Here is an 18015-nt window from a genome sequence, read left to right as displayed (position 1 = left end):
AAAGGATAACCGTAATTTCTCATGAAAAAATCTCTGGGTCAATATGATGAAAAGGCTTTCACGATAACGTTTTCACTAGATTTATAACTGTAATGACTTTTTTGTACAGAGCAAAAATAAATGATCTTAATAAGAAAAAAACCAATTGCAAAGAAGTTTTTTTCCATTTTACACAGGGGTATGGAAGTATATTATAATAATATTTTAAAAATTTTGTGAAAGAAAATTATGCACGAAGGAGAATTTTGTTGTAATATGATAGAGAAAACACGCATTAAATTCCAAAGTTGTTTTTTAGTAGATAAGGAGGATGGGAAATGAATATCCATGAGTATCAGGGGAAAGAGATATTGCGACAATACGGGGTATCCGTTCCAAATGGCCGGGTTGCCTTTACTGTTGATGAAGCAGTGGAAGCAGCGAAGGAGTTAGGTACGGAAGTTGTTGTCGTAAAAGCTCAAATTCATGCGGGCGGCCGCGGGAAAGCCGGCGGAGTCAAGGTAGCGAAGAATCTTGATGAAGCACGTACATATGCAGAAGAAATTCTTGGCAAGACGTTGGTGACCCATCAAACAGGACCTGCAGGCAAGGAAGTTAAGCGTTTACTTATTGAAGAGGGCTGCGACATTACGAAAGAGTATTATATCGGGCTGGTCCTTGACCGTGCTACGAACAGTGTCGTGTTGATGGCTTCTGAAGAAGGCGGAACGGAAATTGAGGAAGTGGCCGAAAAGACGCCAGAGAAAATTTTCAAAGAAGTAATCGATCCGGTTGTCGGCCTGACTGGCTTCCAAGCACGGAGAATTGCATTCAATATCAATATTCCGGCTTCACTTATAAATAAAGCTTCCAAGCTGATGGTTAACTTATATACTGCTTTCGTTGAAAAAGATTGCTCAATCGCAGAAATCAACCCATTAGTGGTTACGGGCGACGGCAATGTAATGGCACTTGATGCTAAATTGAATTTTGATGATAATGCGATTTACCGCCAAAAAGACATCGCGGAATTCCGTGATTTGGATGAAGAGGATGCAAAAGAGATTGAAGCATCCAAACATGGCCTTAGTTACATATCGCTTGACGGAAATATCGGATGCATGGTTAATGGTGCCGGGCTTGCTATGGCGACGATGGACATCATTAAACATTATATGGGAGATCCGGCTAACTTCCTTGACGTTGGTGGCGGAGCCACTGAGGAAAAAGTGAAAGAGGCTTTCAAAATCATCCTTTCCGATAAAAATGTTAAAGGCATCTTCGTTAATATCTTCGGAGGAATCATGAAATGTGACATCATAGCAACAGGCGTCGTGGCTGCTGCTAAAGAGCTTGGCCTGGATGTCCCTCTTGTTGTTCGTCTTGAAGGAACGAATGTGGACCTTGGCAAAAAGATTCTAAAAGAGTCAGGTTTAAATATTACGGCTGCTGAATCAATGGCTGATGGAGCACAAAAAATAGTATCACTTGTAGGATAATAGGCAGGGGGGAACATAATGAGCGTTTATATTAATAAAGATACGAAAGTGATCGTTCAGGGAATCACTGGTGCAACAGCATTATTTCATACAAAACAAATGTTGGAATACGGCACGAAAATCGTTGGAGGAGTCACTCCGGGTAAAGGTGGAACAGAAGCGGAAGGGGTACCTGTATTCAATACAGTTTCCGAAGCTGTCACTGAAACCGGAGCGAATGCTTCCGTTATCTATGTACCGGCGCCATTTGCTGCCGATGCAATTCTGGAAGCCGTAGACGCAGAACTTGATCTTGCCATTTGTATCACGGAACATATTCCTGTCCTGGATATGGTCAAGGTTAAGCGGTACATGGAAGGCAAAAAAACTCGCTTGATTGGACCGAACTGTCCAGGTGTCATTACTCCTGAAGAGTGTAAGATTGGTATCATGCCAGGATATATCCACAAAAAAGGCCATGTAGGTGTAGTTTCACGTTCTGGAACTTTAACGTACGAAGCCGTTCACCAATTATCACAAGCAGGCATCGGGCAATCTTCGGCTGTCGGTATCGGTGGGGATCCAGTTAACGGAACGGATTTCATTGACGTATTGAAGGCATTCAATGATGATCCGGAAACACATGCTGTGATCATGATCGGGGAAATCGGCGGAACGGCAGAAGAAGAAGCGGCAATCTGGGTGAAGGAAAATATGACTAAGCCAGTTGTTGGTTTCATTGGTGGCCGTACGGCTCCTGCCGGTAAACGCATGGGACATGCTGGTGCCATTATCTCAGGAGGAAAAGGAACTGCTGACGAGAAAATCCGCGTTATGAACGAATGTGGAATTAAAGTTGCCGAAACTCCATCCGTAATGGGTGAAACATTGATTTCCGTCTTGAAAGAAAAAGAGATATACGAACCTTGTAAAACACATTAATTTAAGCTGGGCCGACCTTTTTTGGGTCGGTCTTATTTTCCTCCAATTTCCTCGGGAGACACCAAGTACATCACTATCAACCTACCTTTAAAAATATCCGATTAGGGGCGTCTCAAATTGAATAAACAAGAAAAGTTAATCCATCTCCATCATTGCCGCGGGGCAGGATGGAAATCAATCCAAACAATCATGTACAAAGACCCGTCATTATCTTCCCTGTTCACGACGGATTACGTTGAATGGGCAAAAATGCTCCCTATCCCTTCAAATAAGCTTAACCTCTTTCTCAAAGATTTACATTCACTCAATACCATCGATAAACTTAAAAATTACGAAGATAGCCAAATCCACTGTTTGACGATCTTCGATGATGACTATCCTTTTTTGCTGAAGCAAATATTCGATCCTCCGTGGGTTCTTTATTATAAAGGTGATAAGAAGCTTTTAACAAGGAAGAATACGCTAGGTGTTGTTGGAACACGTAAGCCGACCTCGTATGGTCTGGAGGCCTTAAAATCGATTCTATTACCGCTTGTAAAGAAAAAGTTCGTGATTATAAGCGGAGTGGCGGCTGGAATCGATGCAGAGTCACATAAGATCACATTAAGGGAAGGCGGAGATACGATTGGGGTTTTAGGAGGGGGGCTTATGCAAATATATCCGAAATCCAATGTTACCCTTGCTGAAGAAATCTTCAATAAAGGCCTACTTATATCTGAGACTCCACCGAAAATGAAGGCGGAACCTTGGATGTTTCCGCTTAGGAATCGAATCATCAGTGGATTATCACAGGGAGTATTCGTGGTCGAGGCAAAAGAAAGAAGCGGTTCCCTTATTACGGCACAAGCTGCTTTGGAACACGGCAGGGAGGTATTTGCGCTTCCTGGCAATGTTACGAGCCCTGAATCACTGGGGACCAATCAATTGATTTCCGATGGTGCCAAACTTGTTTTGAGTTACAGGCAGATCGAGGAAGAGTTTTGAACAATATAATATAGAAGATAGACGGAGAATCAAACGGGAAAAAAGAAAAAAAGGTGCTTTTTTAGAAGGATGGGTTGAATTATTAGACAAAAAGGTTGAAAATATTGTAAAACTGTTATAAGTTTTGCAAATGGCACCTCTTGTCAAAATACCTATTAATAAATGAATCAGCATGCTTTGAAAAGTAAAGAGGTGTTGACAAATGATTTTTGAATGATTAATAATAGTGAAGATTTATATTACCTCTTTGAGGAGGATTTATTGGATGTCAGAATACTTAGTGATTGTGGAATCGCCCGCAAAGGCGAAAACAATAGAACGTTACTTGGGAAAAAAATATAAAGTAAAAGCTTCCATGGGGCATGTTCGAGATTTGCCTAAAAGTCAAATGGGTGTCGATGTTGAACATGAATATGAACCTAAATATATAACTATACGCGGCAAAGGCCCGGTTTTAAAAGAATTGAAAACCGCTGCGAAAAAAGCGAAAAAAATTTATCTCGCGGCTGACCCCGACAGGGAAGGGGAAGCCATTGCCTGGCATTTGGCTCACAGTCTTGATGTTGACGTTAACTCAGATTGCCGCGTGGTATTCAACGAGATCACGAAAGAGGCTATCAAAGAATCATTTAAATCGCCGAGGCCAATAAATATGAAATTGGTTGATGCCCAGCAGGCAAGAAGGGTCTTGGATCGTTTAGTCGGATACAATATAAGCCCGCTTTTGTGGAAAAAGGTGAAAAAAGGCTTAAGCGCGGGACGGGTCCAATCGGTTGCTGTACGGATGATCATTGACCGGGAGAAGGAAATCAAAGATTTTATCCCGGAAGAGTATTGGACAATCAAGGCTGATTTTGTAAAAGGAAAAGAACAGTTTGAAGGTTCCTTCTTCAGCCTTGGCGGCGAGAAGAAGGAATTAAATACCGAAGAGGACGTCAAAAAAGTGCTCGCTTCTTTAAATGGCGGCGAATTTACGATAGGAGCTGTGGCAAAAAAGGAAAGAAGGCGCAATCCAGCTTCCCCTTTTACAACTTCTTCCCTGCAACAGGAAGCGGCACGTAAATTGAATTTCCGTGCAAAGAAAACCATGATGCTTGCTCAGCAGCTTTATGAAGGAATCGAGCTTGGCAAGGAGGGTACAGTCGGGTTAATCACTTATATGAGAACCGATTCAACCCGGATTTCCGATGTTGCGAAAGAGGAAGTCCATACCTTCATTCAAAATAATTATGGTAAAGATTATGTTCAGGTTGAACAGCGCAAGGAGAAAAAACAAACTAATGCCCAGGACGCCCATGAAGCAGTCAGGCCAACAAGCACATTACGTGAACCGGGTGTAGTCAAGGAGTTCTTATCCAGAGATCAATTCCGTCTTTATAAATTGATATGGGAACGATTCGTTTCTAGTCAAATGTCTTCGGCAGTCATGGATACGATGAGCATCGACCTGCATAACGAAGATGTCATCTTCAGGGCGAATGGTTCAAAAATTAAATTTCCGGGTTTCATGAAGGTATATGTTGAAGGGTCCGATGACTCGGTGGAAGAAAAGGAAAATGCACTTCCGAATGTGAAAAAAGGAGATCAATTCTTTTCAAAAGATATCGAGCCGAAGCAGCATTTCACACAGCCTCCGCCCCGATATACTGAAGCCCGTCTTGTCAAAACCCTAGAGGAACTGGGAATAGGCCGTCCTTCTACATATGCCCCTACCTTGGATACGATTCAAAAACGGGGCTATGTTACCTTGGATAATAAACGGTTCATCCCGACAGAGCTTGGTGAGATCGTTCTTGAATTGATACGCGAGTTCTTCCCGGATATTCTTGATGCAGAGTTCACTGCCAAGATGGAACAGGAATTTGACAGCGTCGAGGAAGGCAGTATCGAATGGATAAAGGTCATTGATGAATTTTATAAAGAATTTGCAGTTCATCTGGCTAAAGCCGAAGTCGAGATGGAGAAAATTGAAATTAAAGATGAACCTGCTGGTGAAGATTGCGTGGAATGCGGACATGGGATGGTCTTTAAGATGGGGCGTTATGGAAAGTTCATGGCATGCAGTAATTTCCCGGATTGCCGTAACACAAAGCCAATCGTTAAAGAAATCGGTGTCAAATGTCCAAAATGTAAAGAAGGAAACATCATTGAAAGGAAAAGTAAAAAACGCCGCATATTTTACGGGTGTGATACCTACCCTGGATGTGACTTCATATCATGGGATAAACCGCTGCCGCGGAGTTGTCCAAAATGTGAAGGTACACTTGTTGAGAAAAAACTCAAAAAAGGCGTCCAGGTCCAGTGTATGGATTGTGATTTCAAAGAAATGCCCCAAGCATAGAAATGACCGTGAAATCGTTTACTTTCCCTATGAACTATCGAAAAACCCTAAATATAAATTGACTCGGCATCTGCCGGGTTTCTTTATGTTCAGGAAAGTATGATATCATGATACTATGTGGATTCGCTTCCAAGAAGAAAATGGATAAAGCTTGAAACTTTTTTATTTAGGCCATGTGATGTAAAATTCAGTGGACAAGTACATTCTTTTAAAGATATAATTCCTATTTGCGTCCGTTACCCTTTTTAAAAAGATGGATTGCAGGAAGAATGCCGGCTTTGTGGCATATGCTTTAAAATTATCGTTAGCAGGAATGAGTATTTCGGGTATAAATACATAGATATCGTTAAAAATGAAACTTTTATGAAAGCAGTTTTAATGATAAATGATCCTGTCTTATCATATCTATACATGGAGGTTCGAAAAATGAAAGAAACAAAAGTAAGTGTAATCGGTGCTGGGCTTGCTGGAAGTGAAGCGGCGTGGCAGTTAGCTAAAAGAGGAATTAAAGTCGATCTATATGAAATGCGCCCTGTAAAACAAACGCCAGCCCATCATACCGATAAATTCGCTGAACTTGTTTGTTCCAATTCACTTCGGGCAAATACTTTAACAAATGCAGTTGGTGTATTAAAAGAAGAAATGCGTATCCTGCATTCGGTCATCATGTCCGCAGCAGATGCTTGTGCTGTACCGGCTGGCGGTGCTTTAGCTGTTGATCGTCATGAATTTGCCGGTCTTGTTACGGAAAGGGTCAAAAATCATCCAAATGTGACGGTCATTAATGAAGAAGTGACGGAAATTCCGGAAGGTCCTACCGTCATTGCAACCGGTCCGCTTACAAGTCAGTCACTATCTGACAGCTTAAAGCAAATCATGGATGAAGAATACTTGTACTTCTATGATGCTGCCGCGCCAATTCTTGAAAAAGACAGCATCAACTTGGATAAAGTATATTTGAAATCCCGTTATGATAAAGGGGAAGCAGCTTATTTGAACTGTCCGATGACGGAAGAAGAGTTTGACCGCTTTTATGAAGCATTGATCGCTGCTGAAACAGTACCACTTAAAGAATTCGAAAAGGAAATCTTTTTTGAAGGCTGCATGCCCATTGAAGTGATGGCATCACGTGGGAAGAAAACGATGTTATTTGGTCCATTGAAGCCAGTTGGTTTAGAAGATCCAAAAACGGGAAAACGTCCTTTTGCTGTAGTTCAATTGCGTCAAGATGATGCGGCAGGAACACTTTACAATATTGTTGGTTTTCAGACACATTTGAAATGGGGGCCGCAAAAAGAAGTATTGCAGCTTATACCTGGTTTGGAAAATGCAGAAATTGTGCGTTATGGAGTTATGCATCGAAACACATTCATAAACTCACCTAATGTATTAAAGCCAACGTATCAATTCAAGAATCGGGATGATTTATTCTTTGCCGGTCAGATGACTGGTGTCGAAGGGTATGTAGAATCTGCTGCATCAGGACTTGTTGCAGGTATCAATGCAGCAAGGATCGTCCAAGGATTGGAGCCTATCATATTCCCTGCGGAGACGACGATGGGCAGCATGGCAAGGTACATAACGTCGACGAATGGTAAGAGCTTCCAACCGATGAATGCCAACTTTGGATTGCTTCCAGACCTAGAAGTGAGAATCAAATCCAAAAAAGAGCGGAACGAAACGCATGCTAAACGCGCTTTGGACACAATTCAGAACTTTGTGAAAAATTTGTAAAATATTTGCCTGCTGTTTTAAAGTATGATACTATTTATTAGCCTTTGCGAGGTGTTTCCATGATTAATCAAAAAAAGGCATTATCATCCTTCATCGAATATTTACAGATTGAAAAAAACAGTTCACAATACACCATTGAAAATTACAAACGTGATATTCACGAATTTTTTCTGTTCCTTAATGAACAGGGCATTGAGGATATCACGTCCGTTGAATATTTTGATGTCCGGTTATATTTAACGAATTTATATGAGAAAAACCTTTCTAAGCGCACTGTAGCAAGAAAAACTTCTTGCTTGCGGAGCCTTTATAGATTTTTACTACGTGAAGGTGATGTGAAAGATAATCCTTTTTCTTTGGCTTCTTTACCTAAAAAGGATCAAAGACTGCCACGATTTCTTTATGAGAAGGAAATAAATCAGTTGTTTTCTTCTTTAAAGAAAGATTCACCGATAGGAATAAGGAACAATGCCTTACTGGAATTATTGTATGCTACAGGAATTCGTGTAAGTGAATGTTGTGAGATTAAACTGCAGGATATCGATCTTTCCTTAGGGACGGTACTGATTCATGGAAAAGGAAAAAAGGATCGCTACGTTCCGGTTGGTAGCTATGCACAGGAAGCGATAGATTTATACATACGTACAGCCAGGATGGAATTGACTTCGTCTGACGCCAAGGCGCATGTTTATTTATTTGTTAATTTTCGTGGAGACCCTCTGACACCTAGGGGAGTTCGCTATATATTGAATGAATTGATTAAAAAGTCAGCCGCAGATGGAAGTCTTCATCCCCATATGCTAAGGCATTCGTTTGCTACACACCTATTGAATAATGGGGCGGACATTCGCACGGTTCAAGAATTGCTTGGTCATTCTAAAATTTCATCAACGCAAGTGTATACGCATGTTACAAAAGACCAATTGAAAAAAGTCTACAATGCATCACATCCGCGGCCTTAAATGTTGAAAGGGGACACTTTATGACAACGATATTTGCAGTGCATCATAAAGGTGAATGTGCCATGTCCGGTGATGGGCAGGTTACTTTAGGAAATTCAGTAGTGATGAAGCATACGGCGAGGAAAGTAAGAAAAATCTTTAATGGTAATGTCCTTGCAGGTTTTGCAGGTTCCGTTGCAGATGCTTTCACTTTATTTGAGATGTTCGAAGCTAAACTTGAAGAGTATAATGGCAATCTTCAGCGCGCTGCCGTCGAAATGGCAAAGCAATGGAGAAGTGACAATGTATTGAGAAAGCTGGAAGCCATGCTAGTCGTGATGGATAAGAACCATTTGCTGCTCGTTTCTGGCACCGGGGAAGTAATTGAACCGGATGACGGGATTCTCGCCATAGGATCGGGTGGGAATTATGCACTGGCTGCCGGCAGGGCATTAATGCGGTTTTCCAGTGACCAATTATCGGCAAGCGAAATCGCTCAATCATCTTTACAAATTGCAGCGGAAATTTGTGTATTTACGAATACGAATATAATCGTGGAAGAGTTGTAAGGAGGAGCGCAAATGTCAAAAAAAGCTAATTTAACACCGAGGCAAATCGTTGAAAAACTGGATCAGTATATCGTAGGGCAGCGTGAGGCAAAACGGGCAGTGGCAGTGGCTCTTCGGAATCGCTACCGACGTTCCCTTCTCTCGGATCAACTTCGTGATGAAGTCGTTCCGAAGAATATATTAATGATTGGACCGACAGGCGTTGGGAAAACAGAAATAGCTCGGAGAATGGCTAAATTGGTAGGTGCTCCTTTTGTTAAAGTTGAAGCAACGAAATTTACGGAAGTCGGGTATGTCGGCCGGGATGTTGAGTCGATGGTTCGTGATTTGGTGGAGACTTCCGTCCGCCTCGTGAAGGAAGAAAAGATGGCCAGCGTAAAGGAGCGGGCAGAAGAAAATGCAAATCGCCGCTTAATAGAACTTTTAGTGCCATCAACAAAAAAACAGAGTAATTTCAAGAATCCTCTTGAAGTCATTTTTGGAGGCAATAACAATCAAGACGAACAGGATTCGGAAGAAAATTCCGAAGATTTAAGTTTGCAGGAAAAAAGAAAAATCGTCGCTGAAAAGCTGGCTAATGGTGAGTTAGAAAGTGAAATGATAACGGTCGAAGTGGAAGAACAGGCTGCTTCGATGTTTGATATGCTCCAAGGTTCGGGAATGGAACAAATGGGGATGAACATGCAGGACGCTTTAGGAAGCTTGATGCCGAAAAAAAGCAAGAAGCGCAAATTGAAAGTAAGTGAAGCAAGAACCGTTTTAACAAATGAAGAAGCGGCAAAATTGATTGATATGGATGAAGTCACTTCCGATGCAGTATACGGGGCTGAGCAAAATGGGATTATCTTCATCGATGAAATAGATAAAATTGCCAGTAAGCAATCTGGAAGTTCATCAGCGGATGTATCAAGAGAGGGTGTCCAAAGGGATATCCTGCCAATTGTTGAAGGTTCGACAGTAGTGACTAAATATGGTTCAGTTAAAACGGATCATGTCTTATTCATTGCTGCAGGGGCCTTTCACATGGCTAAGCCATCCGACCTTATCCCTGAATTACAAGGTAGATTCCCAATTCGTGTAGAATTGAACAAACTGACTGTAGATGACTTTGTACGGATTCTTCATGAACCGGATAATGCCTTGTTAAAACAATATGTTGCTTTATTAGAAACTGAAGGTATAGAAATTGAATTTTCTGACGATGCTGTTCGTAAGATAGCTGAAGTGGCCTTCGAAGTAAATCAAAACACAGACAATATTGGTGCAAGAAGACTTCATACCATTTTGGAACGGTTGCTTGAAGACTTATCTTTTGAAGCTCCGGAAATAACGATGGAGAAGATTACAATTACGCCCCAATATGTCGAAGGTAAGCTTGGTTCTATCGCCCGGAACAAAGATTTAAGCCAGTTTATCCTTTAATTAAGAAACAATCTTGGCAATGATTTGCCTAAGCAATGAACATAAAATTACGGAAATACAACTTCATAGTTATTGTGAACCATGGTATTTTTAGGAGGAACAAATCAAATGAACTTATTAGCAAAAACAAGAAAAATCAATGCAATGCTCCAAAAAGCAGCAGGTAAAGCAGTTAACTTCAAGGAAATGGCTGAAAGTTTAAGTGAAGTTATCGAAGCGAATGTATTCGTCGTCAGCCGCCGCGGGAAATTACTTGGCATAGCGGTAAGTCAGCAAATTGAAAACGAACGCATGTACAAAATGTTGGAAGATAAACAATTCCCTGAAGAGTACACAAAAAACCTTTTCAATGTTCCTGAAACCTCTTCGAATCTTGATATCGAAAGCGAATATACTGCTTTCCCAGTCGAAAACAAAGAGCTTTTCGCAACTGGTTTAACGACGATCGTACCGATTATGGGTGGGGGAGAACGTTTAGGAACATTGGTTCTTGCCCGATTACAAGAAAAATTTCATGATGATGATTTAATTTTGGCTGAATATGGTGCGACAGTAGTCGGTATGGAAATCCTGCGTGAAAAATCAGAAGAGATAGAAGAAGAAGCTCGTAGTAAAGCTGTCGTTCAAATGGCAATTTCCTCGTTATCTTACAGCGAATTGGAAGCTATTGAGCACATTTTTGAGGAGCTTAAAGGTAATGAAGGTCTTCTTGTAGCATCCAAAATTGCAGACCGTGTCGGCATCACCCGTTCCGTTATCGTAAATGCCCTACGGAAACTGGAAAGTGCCGGAGTCATTGAATCCCGCTCACTAGGAATGAAAGGTACTTATATCAAAGTATTGAACGATAAATTCCTTCTTGAATTAGAAAAGCTTAAAAATAATTAACATACTAAAAAAGCAGTCCTTTAAAAAGGGCTGCTTTTTTTTGTTGTATTTGGATCTGTTGCTTTCTGGGACTAATAAGCAAAAGCGGGTGAATGTCAGGGGGAGAAAGGAAAAAGAGGTAATTCGAATTAAATGGAAATGTGAATATAGGCTTGGTTTCTATTAGAATTGAAAAAAAATAGTTAAATTTTTCTTGAAAAGGGAAATTATATTATTATAACTGTTGTAATAGTGAAAATGATCGTTGTTATAACTTTTAGATTGCTAAAACTCTATGGATAACGGGTTTAGGCTTTTAGGGAATTTTGTCGAATGAATTAGCGTTTTGAAAAAAACGGTTTTTTTTCAAAAAAAGAAAAAGGCAATAAGCCTTTGTTTTCTTATAAATCCTTTATTTTAAAGGGTGAAATCAACTAAATTAAAATGATTAATTGAAAGTAAATGTGAAAATTAGTTCTAAAGTATCAGGTATATAGATTTGTTTTTCGATATGATATAAAAGCTAATAGAAGTAAAATTTGGTTAATATGTAGAATATCATATTAAAATGTAATATTAACCCTGTAATCATACTAAGAAAAACGACAAACTCGAGCAATTTATGACAAATTTCGACGATAATAGGTCTAAAGTCTATGTATTGTTTATGGACATAGTTATAATGTTTCTTTAAAATTAAAAACGTAAATGCACTGGGTTATTTTATTGATAATGTAATTATCTGTTAATTATAGAAAGAGGTGATCGATGTGGAGTTATTTTCAAATACTTTTCAATCACTAGAAAATGCCCTTAATTATTCTAATGTAAAACAAAAAGTCATTTCACAGAACATAGCCAATTCGGATACGCCTAATTATAAAGCCAAAGAGGTCAACAAAACACAATCCTTTAAGGCAGAGCTTGAATCTTCCCTGGAGTCATATCGTACCGATGAACGGCATTTTACTTTCAGGTCAGAGGGGAGTCCTGCTTCTCAGATCGTGATGCAGAAAAATGTCCGATATAACAATAATGGAAATAGCGTGGACGTTGATAAGGAAATGACGGAGCTTGCAGCCATTCAGATTTATTATAATGCAGTAACCGACAGGCTTTCAGGTAAGTTTCAATCATTGCAGAATGTAATTAGAGGAGGTAAGTGATGGGAATCTTCCAAAGTATAAACATGACCGGATCCAGCCTGACGAGTCAAAGGGTAAGGATGGATGTAATCTCTGCTAATATGGCTAATGCTGATACGACCAGGGCGGAATATGACGCGGAATCGAAAACATGGAAGCCGTATACAAGAAAATCGGTTGTGCTGCAAAGTAAGGAAAACGGTTTTTCAAGTTTCTTAAACGCAGCATCCCAAAAAACGAGCGAGGTAGGGAATGGAGTGAAGGTGACTGGAATAGTAAAAGATAAAACACCTTTTGAACTGGATTACAATCCCGAACATCCTGATGCCAATGAAGATGGTTATGTTGAAATGCCAAATGTCGACCCGCTTCGGGAGATGGTTGATTTAATGAGTGTCACACGTTCATATGAAGCAAATGTGACAGTTTTAAATGCATCAAAGGGAATGATGATGAAAGCTTTGGAAATTGGAAAATAAAAGTTTGAAAGGAGATTGTTGATATGGAGGGGATTTCTCTTTCTACAGTGAACAATGCAAGTAATGTATTGAAAAAAGATCAAAACAATACTAATACACCATACGAAGCACAGCGAAATTTTGCGTCGGTATTAAAAGAATCAATTAATAAAGTCAACGAAACACAAGTGGCATCTGATGATCTTACAACCAAATTGGTTAATGGAGAGGATGTTGAGCTTCATTCGGTGATGATAGCTTCACAAAAAGCCAGCGTTACCATGCAGGCTACATTAGAGGTTCGGAATAAGGTTGTGGAAGCCTACCAGGAAATGATGAGAATGAGTATATAGCATTCATTTTTTAACCTCATTATATAGAGAAAAATGACCAGGGGGAAAAAATCCCCCATTCATAAATTCATAGACTGACCGGGGGATTTAAATGAATGAAGTACTAGTGAATTTAAAAAACAAAATAACTGCTTATTGGACGGGCCGCAGTAAAAAACAAAAATTCATGATGATTGGTTCAGCAGCATTAATTATCATGATCCTTACGGCAGTTTCAATTTTAACCACGCGTACGACGCTGGTGCCCTTATATTCCAACTTAACTCCATCGGAAACGGGGAGCATTAAAGAAAATTTAGACAGTCAAGGGATTATGAATGAAGTTTCTGAAAATGGAACGACCATAAAAGTTCCAGAAGAAAAACTGGATTCACTTAAAGTGGAACTGGCAGCAGAAGGAATTCCGGAATCTGGAAGTATCGACTATTCCTTTTTTAGTCAAAGTGCAGGTATCGGAATGACTGAAAATGAATTCAATGTCATTAAACTGGACTCGATGCAAACGGAATTGGCCAGTTTAATAAAAAAGATTGATGGAGTAGAAGATGCCAGTGTTATGATCACTCTTCCTGATAAAGGAGTTTTTGTCAGTGATTCAGCTGGGGAAGCTTCAGCATCTATTGTATTGAATACGAAGCCCGGCTATAAATTTGAAGAAAGTCAAATCTATTCCCTTTATCATCTGGTCTCAAAAAGTGTTCCGAATCTCCCTACAGATAATATCGTCATTATGAACCAAGAGTTTGAGTACTTCGATCTTGAAAATGAAAAATCTTCTTTCGCGTCCGCATTTGCCACCCAAAATGAAATAAAAAAAGAAATAGAACGTGATATTCAAAGACAGGTGCAAAATATGCTTGGAACGATTATGGGGAGAGACAAAGTGGTTGTTTCAGTCACGACAGACATTGATTTTACTCAAGAAAATCGGGAAGAGAATTTAGTTGAACCGGTCGATGAAGAAAAAATGGCTGGAATTGAGATTTCTGCGCAAAGGATCAATGAATCTTATAGTGGGGACGCAGCAGGTGCTGGAGGCATTCCGCAAAGTGAGGATTCCTCAGATTCATTGGGATCCAGTTACGTTGAAGGCATGAACGGATCCGGTGATTATGAAAAAGTGGATGAAACGATAAATAGTGAAGTGAATCGAATCAAGAAAGAAATAGTCGAAAGCCCATATAAAGTTAAGGATTTAGGGATTCAGGTCATGGTCGAACCGCCCACCGCTGACGATCCGAATTCTTTATCTCAACAGAGTGTGGAGGATATTACACAAATCCTTGGTACGATAATACGCACGACAATCGAGAAAAAAGCTGAAGGGGAAGAACTGACGGACGAGGAGCTTAATAATAAAATTGCGATTTCCGTCCAGCCGTTTAACGGAAAAATGACGTTGCAAAAAGGTGAAACGAATCCTTCGTTACCAATGTGGGCATACATCGTAGGCGGAGTGCTTGTACTAGTCATTATCATTCTCTTAATCTTATTCCTCCGATCCCGAAAGCAAGCTGAAATGGAAGAGGAGTACGTGGTTGAAGAGGAAGAAGTCGTATTCGATGTTCCGGATTTGAACAGAGAGAAGGAAACGGAAGCATCTTTAAAGAGAAAACAATTGGAGAAGCTTGCAAAAGAAAAGCCGGATGAATTTGCAAAATTATTAAGAAGCTGGATAGCAGAAGACTAGGAGGCTTTAGAAAGTGACAGATAGAAAAAAAAAGGCCGGATTGACTGGCAAACAGAAAGCTGCCATCCTCCTTATTTCCTTAGGCCCGGATGTTTCTGCATCCGTATATAAGCATCTTTCTGAAGAGGAAATTGAGAGATTGACCCTTGAAATTTCGGGAGTGAGAAAAGTGGACTCCCATGATAAAGAAGAAATTCTGGAAGAATTCCATAATATTGCTTTAGCACAGGATTACATCTCGCAGGGCGGGATAGGATATGCGAAGCAGGTACTTGAAAAGGCATTAGGTACTGATCAGGCAACCGCCATCATTAACCGTTTAACATCATCCTTGCAGGTTCGGCCATTCGACTTTGCACGAAAGGCAGATCCTGGACAGATCCTGAATTTCATCCAGAACGAGCATCCGCAGACCATTGCATTAATCTTGTCTTATCTTGATCCCACACAGGCTGGACAAATATTGTCTGAACTTCCGCAAGAGGTGCAGGCAGATATTGCAAGAAGAATTGCTTTAATGGATAGCACTTCTCCGGAAATCATCAATGAAGTGGAGCAAATACTCGAAAGGAAACTTTCTGCGACTGTAACCCAAGATTATACACAGACAGGTGGAGTGGAAGCTGTAGTAGATGTGTTGAATGGTGTTGACCGCTCAACGGAAAGAACGATTTTGGAGGCACTTGAAATCCAAGATCCGGAGCTTGCTGAGGAAATCAAGAAACGAATGTTTGTTTTTGAAGATATCGTTACCCTTGATGGCAGAGCGATTCAGCGAGTAGTCAGGGAATCTGAAAACGAAGATCTTAAACTTTCTCTTAAAGTGGCTAGTGATGAAGTGAAGGAAATCGTTTTTAAAAACATGTCAAAACGTATGGTTGAAACCTTCCAGGAAGAAATGGAATATATGGGGCCAGTACGATTGCGTGATGTAGAAGAAGCACAATCAAGAATTGTTGCCGTTATTCGGCGTCTGGAAGAAACTGGAGATATTGTGATTGCCCGCGGCGGAGGGGATGATATCATTGTCTAGGATTATCAAATCCCAGCAGGCTAACCAGGAGAAAAGCAAAAAGATTGCAATAAAAGTTCGCCCTTTCGACTTTCTTCATAATGATGATGCAGATGAGCGGAAAAACCTTCATTATATTCAATCTGATGAATTTCTCAATGATGCTAAACAGGAAGCGGAAACGTTATTGCTCGAAGCTAAACAAAAAGCCCAAGCAATTGCTGCTGAAATCCAGCAAGACCGAGAACATTGGGAGAATCAAGAAAAAGCAATGTTTATTGAACAGGCTCAAAAAGAAGGGTATCAACAGGGAGTCGAGGATGGGATCCAAAAGGGTTATAACGAGATTGCAGCGGAAATGGCCTTCGCAAAAGAAGTGGTAGAGTCCTCTAAAAAAGATTACCGGCACAATATCGAATCATCTGAAACCGTTATTTTGAATCTTGCCCTAAAGGTGGCAGAGAAAATTATCTGGCAACAGCTTGAAAAAGATGAAGAGTCTTTTTTATCCATAGTCAAAAGAGCCATCAAAGAGGTGAGGGATTACCGTGAAGTGCAATTACATATCCATCCGATCCAATATCAATCGATTCTTTCTCATAAAGATGAGTTGATGGCAATCTTTCCGAAAGATACTGAGTTGTATATCTTTCCGGATGATGAGCTTGAAGTAGGAAGCTGTATCATCGAATCCGAAAACGGAAGGATGGACGCCAGTGTTGACAGTCAGCTGCAGGAAATCAAAGTGAAACTAACTGAATTGCTGGAAGGGGAGTAAAGATGAAAACTAGAGACCTATTGCCCTTAGTTGATGAAGTTCATCCATTCAAACATTATGGACGGGTCAAACGTGTCGTGGGGCTAATGATAGAATCTCAAGGCCCTGAAAGCTCTGTAGGTGATGTTTGCTACATCTATACAGGTATACAAAAAAGGAAAAATCGAATCTTAGCTGAAGTTGTCGGTTTCCGTGATGAAATGGTTATTTTAATGCCATTTACAGCAGTTAGTGATATTGCACCGGGTTGTATCGTGGAAGGGAGCGGACGGAGCCTTGAGATAAAGGTGGGAAGCGGGCTAATTGGCAAAGTAGTCGATCCATTGGGACATCCCATTGATGACTCACTGCTTCCAAAAGGTCTCGCGACAATTTCCGTGGATCAAGATCCGCCGAATCCGATGAAACGACCTCCCATTAATGAACCGATAGATGTAGGAGTTCGGGTGATTGATAGTTTATTAACAGTTGGAAAAGGACAGCGTGTTGGTATCTTTGCAGGGAGCGGTGTCGGGAAAAGCACGTTGCTTGGTATGGTAGCAAGGAATACGACGGCTGACTTAAACGTAATCGGTCTTATTGGAGAACGGGGCCGTGAAGTTCGAGAATTCATTGAGAAAGATCTTGGACCAGAAGGGCTGGCACGATCAATCGTTGTAGTGGCGACATCTGACCAGCCAGCGTTGATGAGGCTAAAGGGTGCTTTGACGGCAACTGCCATCGCGGAATATTTCCGTGATAAGGGATTGAATGTGATGCTGATGATGGATTCGGTCACAAGGGTTGCGATGGCCCAGAGGGAAATTGGGCTTGCTATCGGGGAACCGCCGACGACCAAAGGATATACGCCATCCGTTTTTTCCATCCTTCCAAGGTTACTCGAAAGAACGGGAACAAATCAGTTGGGGACCATTACAGCTTTTTATACGGTACTAGTCGACGGTGATGATATGAATGAACCGATTGCTGATGCTGTCAGGGGAATTTTGGATGGTCACTTCATCCTAGACCGTAACTTGGCCAATAAAGGACAGTTTCCAGCGCTCAATGTATTAAAGAGCATTAGTCGTGTCATGAACAATATTGTCGGTGACAAGCATAAAAACGCCGCAGAAAAATTGCGGGCAAGTTTATCAACCTATATGGAGTCGGAAGATTTGATTAATATAGGAGCTTATAAGAAGGGTTCTTCCAAACAAATTGATAACTCGATTACACGCTATCCGGAAATCATTTCATTTTTGAAGCAAGGAACCCATGAAAAAGCTTCCAAAGATAATAGTATCAATTCCCTTGTCGAATTGGTGGAGAAAGGTGATTAA

Annotated in this window: 16 protein-coding genes; all 16 read left to right on the top strand. The window is 40.6% G+C overall.

What is annotated here, in order from left to right; all coding sequences use genetic code 11:
- Nucleotides 1-317 precede the first annotated feature (317 nt).
- A complete protein-coding gene (gene sucC, locus J7J00_RS09975; protein ID WP_076366553.1) occupies nucleotides 318-1478 on the top strand; it encodes an ADP-forming succinate--CoA ligase subunit beta in 1161 nt (386 codons plus the stop codon).
- Nucleotides 1479-1496: 18 nt separating this feature from the next.
- Complete coding sequence (sucD, locus tag J7J00_RS09970) at nucleotides 1497-2399, top strand: succinate--CoA ligase subunit alpha (protein WP_214790302.1); 903 nt, start codon at nucleotides 1497-1499, stop codon at nucleotides 2397-2399.
- A gap of 117 nt (nucleotides 2400-2516) precedes the next feature.
- Nucleotides 2517-3383 (top strand): DNA-processing protein DprA, encoded by an 867-nt coding sequence (gene dprA / locus J7J00_RS09965; RefSeq protein WP_286201272.1) that lies wholly within the window; start codon nucleotides 2517-2519, stop codon nucleotides 3381-3383.
- Between the two features lie 265 nt (nucleotides 3384-3648).
- Nucleotides 3649-5724 (top strand): type I DNA topoisomerase, encoded by a 2076-nt coding sequence (gene topA, locus J7J00_RS09960; RefSeq protein WP_214790300.1) that lies wholly within the window; start codon nucleotides 3649-3651, stop codon nucleotides 5722-5724.
- 426 nt (nucleotides 5725-6150) lie between these two features.
- Nucleotides 6151-7458: an FADH(2)-oxidizing methylenetetrahydrofolate--tRNA-(uracil(54)-C(5))-methyltransferase TrmFO gene (trmFO, locus tag J7J00_RS09955; RefSeq protein ID WP_214790298.1), complete on the top strand. Its 1308-nt coding sequence runs from the start codon at nucleotides 6151-6153 to the stop codon at nucleotides 7456-7458.
- A gap of 59 nt (nucleotides 7459-7517) precedes the next feature.
- Nucleotides 7518-8420, top strand: a complete 903-nt coding sequence (gene xerC / locus J7J00_RS09950; protein ID WP_214790296.1) for a tyrosine recombinase XerC — start codon at nucleotides 7518-7520, stop codon at nucleotides 8418-8420.
- Between the two features lie 20 nt (nucleotides 8421-8440).
- The gene (hslV, locus tag J7J00_RS09945; RefSeq protein WP_214790294.1) at nucleotides 8441-8968 is read left to right on the top strand and encodes an HslVU peptidase proteolytic subunit; all 528 of its coding nucleotides are present in this window, start codon (nucleotides 8441-8443) and stop codon (nucleotides 8966-8968) included.
- Between the two features lie 12 nt (nucleotides 8969-8980).
- Nucleotides 8981-10390, top strand: coding sequence for an ATP-dependent protease ATPase subunit HslU (gene hslU, locus J7J00_RS09940; RefSeq protein ID WP_214790291.1), 1410 nt, complete (start codon nucleotides 8981-8983; stop codon nucleotides 10388-10390).
- 108 nt (nucleotides 10391-10498) lie between these two features.
- Nucleotides 10499-11278 carry a GTP-sensing pleiotropic transcriptional regulator CodY gene (gene codY / locus J7J00_RS09935; protein WP_214790289.1) on the top strand — a complete coding sequence of 260 codons (780 nt, stop codon included), beginning with the start codon at nucleotides 10499-10501 and terminating at the stop codon, nucleotides 11276-11278.
- A 749-nt stretch (nucleotides 11279-12027) separates the two neighbouring features.
- The gene (gene flgB / locus J7J00_RS09930; protein WP_214790287.1) at nucleotides 12028-12423 is read left to right on the top strand and encodes a flagellar basal body rod protein FlgB; all 396 of its coding nucleotides are present in this window, start codon (nucleotides 12028-12030) and stop codon (nucleotides 12421-12423) included.
- Entirely contained in the window at nucleotides 12423-12881 is a 459-nt protein-coding gene (gene flgC / locus J7J00_RS09925) for a flagellar basal body rod protein FlgC (protein ID WP_141992182.1), read from the top strand. Before flgB ends, flgC begins: the two co-directional genes overlap by 1 nt.
- Nucleotides 12882-12904: 23 nt before the next feature.
- Nucleotides 12905-13213: a flagellar hook-basal body complex protein FliE gene (gene fliE / locus J7J00_RS09920; RefSeq protein ID WP_214790285.1), complete on the top strand. Its 309-nt coding sequence runs from the start codon at nucleotides 12905-12907 to the stop codon at nucleotides 13211-13213.
- A gap of 91 nt (nucleotides 13214-13304) precedes the next feature.
- Entirely contained in the window at nucleotides 13305-14903 is a 1599-nt protein-coding gene (gene fliF, locus J7J00_RS09915; RefSeq protein WP_214790283.1) for a flagellar basal-body MS-ring/collar protein FliF, read from the top strand.
- A gap of 13 nt (nucleotides 14904-14916) precedes the next feature.
- On the top strand, nucleotides 14917-15936 hold the full coding sequence (gene fliG, locus J7J00_RS09910) for a flagellar motor switch protein FliG (protein WP_214790281.1): 1020 nt from the start codon (nucleotides 14917-14919) through the stop codon (nucleotides 15934-15936).
- On the top strand, nucleotides 15920-16693 hold the full coding sequence (gene fliH, locus J7J00_RS09905; RefSeq protein ID WP_286201271.1) for a flagellar assembly protein FliH: 774 nt from the start codon (nucleotides 15920-15922) through the stop codon (nucleotides 16691-16693). The genes fliG and fliH overlap by 17 nt, the downstream gene beginning before the upstream one ends.
- A 2-nt stretch (nucleotides 16694-16695) precedes the next feature.
- On the top strand, nucleotides 16696-18015 hold the full coding sequence (gene fliI, locus J7J00_RS09900; protein ID WP_214790277.1) for a flagellar protein export ATPase FliI: 1320 nt from the start codon (nucleotides 16696-16698) through the stop codon (nucleotides 18013-18015).

The sequence above is a fragment of the Bacillus sp. ISL-4 genome (assembly GCF_018613275.1).
Classification (GTDB): Bacteria; Bacillota; Bacilli; order Bacillales; family DSM-1321; genus Peribacillus; species Peribacillus simplex_E.
The sequence above is the reverse complement of the archived record's forward strand: the minus strand, read 5'-3'. Positions and strand labels throughout refer to the sequence as shown.